This is a genomic window from Streptomyces sp. NTH33 (genome assembly GCF_003236365.1).
Taxonomy (GTDB): domain Bacteria; phylum Actinomycetota; class Actinomycetes; order Streptomycetales; family Streptomycetaceae; genus Streptomyces.
Genome location: NZ_POTZ01000561.1, coordinates 1 through 4,027, shown reverse-complemented (window position 1 = coordinate 4,027; position 4,027 = coordinate 1). Strand labels below are relative to the sequence as shown.

Genomic DNA, 4,027 nt, shown 5'->3' with positions numbered 1-4,027 from the left:
GCCTACGGCCTGCGCCCCGCCCCCGAACTCATCGGCGTCGTCTTCGTCGTCGCCGGGCTCGCCCTGTCCCTGGTCGTCGTGGTGGTGCCCCGGGCAACACCCCTGACGGCCGCCGCGAGCGCGCTGGCGGTCAGCTGGGGGGTCGAGTTCCTCCAGCTCAGCGAGGTGCCGGCGGAGCTCTCCCGGCGCAGTGCCGTCGCCCGCCTCGTGCTCGGTTCCACTTTCAATCCGCCCGACCTGTTCTGGTACGCGGTCGGCGCGGCGGCGGGCTGGCTCGTCCACACCGCGGCGGGCTCCGTCACCGGTCGACGTGCCGGGAGCCCCGGCCGTGGGCGCTGTCGGTGATCCAGCGGTCGGCGAGCAGGCCCGAGGCGGCGGTGAGGGCCGCCGCGGCGACGACGGTGGCGTTCAGGCCGAAGGCGTCGGCGAGGACGCCGGCCACCAGGGCGCCGGCGGCGTAGCCGATGTCGCGCCAGAAGCGGTAGGTGCCGAGGGCGTTGGCCCGCCAGGCGGGGTGGGCGTGGTCGGAGACCGCGGCGATGAGGGCGGGGTAGACCATGGCGGTGCCGAGGCCGAGGACAACGGCGGAGAGGACGCCGGCGAGCAGGGGCCTGGCGAGCAGGACGAGCGCGAGGACGAAACCGGCGGCCTGGACGAGCATGCCGGCGACGATGAGGGGCTTGCGGCCGATGCGGTCGGCGAGGTGACCGGTGGGGATCTGCCCGACGCCCCAGAGGATGGGGTACAGCCCCTTGATCAGACCGACGGCCGCGAGCCCCAGGCCGTGGTCGGTGAAGAGCAGGGGGAAGACGCCCCAGGTGAGACCGTCGTTGAGGTTGTTGACCAGTCCGGCCTGGCTGGCGCCGCGCAGGGAGCGGTTGCGCCAGGAGGCCCTGGCGAACACGGCGGCCGGACCGGTGCTCTCGCCGGTGGGCAGGGGCGTGGTGTGCCGGGAGACCTCGAGGGCGACGTGGGCGGCGGTGTCGCGCACGACCAGGGACAGGGCGAGCCCGGCGACGACGAAGACGACGCCGATGAGTTCGGGGGCGGGGCGCAGGCCGTAGGCGGTGGCGAGGTAGCCGGTGACCAGGGCGGTGGCGCCGACGGCGGTGTAGCCGGCCGCTTCGTTGAGGCCGGTGGCCAGTCCCCGGCGTGCGGGGCCGACGAGGTCGATCTTCATGTTGACGGTCATCGACCAGGTCAGGCCCTGGTTGAGGCCGAGCAGCACGTTGGCGGCGACGATCAGGCCCCAGGACGGTGCCCATGCGAGCGCGAAGGGGACGGGCACGCCGATGAGCCAGCCGGCCACCAGGAGTTGCTTGCGGCGGAAGCGGGCCGTGAGCGCGCCGGCGGCGAGGTTGGTGAGGGCCTTGGTGAGGCCGAAGGCGATGATGAAGGAGAAGACGGCCAGGTCGCTGGTCAGGCCGAAGACGCGCGAGCCGATGAGCGGGACGGTGGTGCGCTCCAGGCCGACCAGGCCGCCGACGCAGACGTTGACGACGACGAGCAGGGTGAACTGCAGCCAGTTCTCCCGCAGCCCGAGCTGTACGGGCCTTGCCGCGGCCGTGGCTCTCGTGCTCACCGGGCGCCGCCTTCGGTGAGATGCCGGCCGTGGGCGGCGGCGTACTCCTCGGGGCCGCCGTCGAGGACGGTCAGGCCGGTGCGGCCGGCGCGTTCCAGGATGCCGGCGGCGGTCATCGCGCGCTCGCCGTGCCCGCAGGCGACGACCGCTCCGTCGGGTGCGTCGGCGGCGTGGGCGGCGAGGGTGCCGAGTTCGAGGTGGAGGGCGCCGGGGACGTGCCCGGCGGTGTACTCGGCCTTCTGCCGGACGTCGATGTACGGGGCCTGCGGGGCCCGGTCGGGCGTGACGAACGCGGTGGTGGCCCGAGCGCGCCCGTCGGCGGTCCACGCGCTCATGCCTCCCACGAGGTGTCCGGCGAGCCGCTCGTAGCCGATCTTGTACGCCTGCCAGGCGATCTCGCCCAGGTCCTGGTTCTCGCCGGTGACGAAGGCGAGGGGGGCCTCGGCGGGCAGGAGCCAGCCCAGCCAGGTGGCGAACTGGTCGCGCAGCGGAATGGAGAGGGATCCGGGTATGTGGCCGGCGGCGTAGTCGGCCGCGGGGCGGACGTCGACCACGTGGCCGCCGCCGGCGAGCAGGGCACCGACCTGTCCGGCATCGAGGGCGGGCAGCGCCGGGGCGGCGGTCAGGACGGCGGGGCCGCGCCGGTTGGCCTCGGCGAGCCGTTCGAAGTAGGCCGGGTAGGTGCCGAGGCTCGCTGTCAACTGCCGGACGAAGGCGTCCTCGTCGGGTGCGGCCAGCAGCGGGTTGGTCTGCCTCTGGGCGCCGATGGTGGTGGTGCGCCCGGTGCCGGGCGGGGCCGAGCAGAACGAGCCGGCTCCGTGGGTGGGCCACACCGCCGCCTCGTCCGGCAGCCGGGCCAGCCGCCTCAGGGACCGGTACTGGGCGCGGGCGAGTTCCTCGGTCCGGTCGGCGCCGAGGAGGTCGGTGCGGGCGGCGGAGTTCACGATCAGTGAGCCGCCGGTGAACACCCCGAGCAGGCGATCGCCGTCGAGGAGCAGGAAGGACAGGTGCTCGTCGGTGTGCCCGGGGGTGGCCAGGGCGCGCAGCGTCAGCCCGCCGAGATCCACTTCCTCACCGTCCGTGAGGCCCCGGTGGTCGAAGCCGCGGTGGCCGGCGGCGGAGGCGAGCACGGTGGCCCCGTGGTCGTGGCCGAGCTGGAGGGCGCCGGAGAGGAAGTCGGCGTGCAGGTGGGTGTCGGCCGCGTAGGCGACGCGCAGACCGCGCCGGGTGGCGGCGGCGTGCACGGTGCGCAGGTCGCGCTCGGCGTCCACGGTCAGGGCGCGGCCGTCACCCAGGTCGACGAGGTAGGCGCTGTTGCCCAGCCCTTCGTCGACCAGCGGGATCAGATGGTCGTCGGCGAAGCCCACTGCGGTCCTCCAGGATCTGGAGAGAGGTGTGGTGAGGGGGTGTGCGGGCGGCGGCGCGGGCGGTGTGGTCACCGCACCCCCCTTCACCTACAATATTCCATGGATTCATGGAGGATTGCATGGTGGAGACCACTCACGCGGGCTCGAAGGCGCACCTCTACGACGCGTTCGCGGCCAGCGGCAAGGCGCTGGCCAGCGGAAAGCGCCTGGAACTGCTCGACCTGCTCGCCCAGGGCGAGCGGACCGTGGATGCCCTGGCGAAGGCGGCCGGGCTGAACCTGACGACCGCCTCGGCGCATCTGCAGACGCTCAAGCAGGCCGGGTTCGTCGCGACGCGCCGCGAGGGGGTGCGTATCCACTACCGGCTCGCCGGCGACGACGTCGCCCAGCTGTTCGCGCTGCTGCGCAAGGTCGCCGAGAACCACCAGGCCGCCGTGCCCGGGGCCCGCGACGCCTATCTCGGCGACGACGGCGCCCTGGAGGTCACCCGCGAGGAGCTGCGCGCCCGCGTCGAGGCTGGGGACGTGGTGGTGCTGGACGTCCGCCCGGTGGAGGAGTACCTGGCCGGACACATCCCCGGTGCCGTCTCCATCCCGGTCGACGAACTGGCCGACCGCATCAACGAACTGCCCGAGGCCACGGAGATCGTCGTGTACTGCCGCGGCGCATACTGCGTCCTCGCCTACGACGCGGTCCGCCTGCTGACCGACCGCGGCCGGCGGGCGATCCGCCTCGACGACGGCATGCTCGAATGGCGCCTGGCCGAGATGCCCGTCGACACCGGGGACCTGGCATGACCGGATCAGGTAGACCTTCCCCGCCCGCGCGGACACGGGCGCGGGACGACACCGCGGACTCGCCCCTGACGGACACGCCGGGCACGCCGGGCGGGGCGGCGTCCGCGGGCCTGGGAGATACGGCCGACGACGACGGCGGCGAGGGCGGACCCGGCGGTGAACAGGGCGCTGGGCAGGCCGGCGAGGCCGGTGGAGCCGAGCATGTCCTGGGCGAGCAGCGCGCCGACGGTGATCCCGGCGGCCAGGCCGGCGCCGCTGAGGACCTGGGAGACGACCAGGAC

The 4,027-nt window shown here is 74.1% G+C and carries 4 protein-coding genes and 1 pseudogene; 2 read left to right on the top strand and 3 right to left on the bottom strand.

The features are described from left to right. Positions 1–9: 9 nt before the first annotated feature. A complete protein-coding gene (locus tag C1I97_RS32905) occupies positions 10–345 on the top strand; it encodes a ribosomal maturation YjgA family protein (RefSeq protein WP_258382850.1) in 336 nt (111 codons plus the stop codon). On the opposite strand, the gene C1I97_RS32900 is transcribed toward C1I97_RS32905, so the two are convergent. Continuing rightward, on the bottom strand, positions 299–1,582 hold the full coding sequence (locus tag C1I97_RS32900; RefSeq protein ID WP_111006687.1) for an MFS transporter: 1,284 nt from the start codon (positions 1,580–1,582) through the stop codon (positions 299–301). The two genes, C1I97_RS32905 and C1I97_RS32900, sit on opposite strands and share 47 nt — an antisense overlap. Beyond that, positions 1,579–3,021 (bottom strand): MBL fold metallo-hydrolase, encoded by a 1,443-nt coding sequence (locus C1I97_RS32895; protein ID WP_258382849.1) that lies wholly within the window; start codon positions 3,019–3,021, stop codon positions 1,579–1,581. Before C1I97_RS32895 ends, C1I97_RS32900 begins: the two co-directional genes overlap by 4 nt. Before the next feature lie 47 nt (positions 3,022–3,068). Here C1I97_RS32895 and C1I97_RS32890 point away from each other — a divergent pair, with 47 nt between their 5' ends. After that, positions 3,069–3,746, top strand: coding sequence for an ArsR/SmtB family transcription factor (locus C1I97_RS32890; protein ID WP_111006685.1), 678 nt, complete (start codon positions 3,069–3,071; stop codon positions 3,744–3,746). A 92-nt stretch (positions 3,747–3,838) separates the two neighbouring features. Here C1I97_RS32890 and C1I97_RS32885 read toward each other — a convergent pair. Continuing rightward, a pseudogene (locus tag C1I97_RS32885) lies at positions 3,839–4,027 on the bottom strand (MFS transporter); the annotation flags it as partial.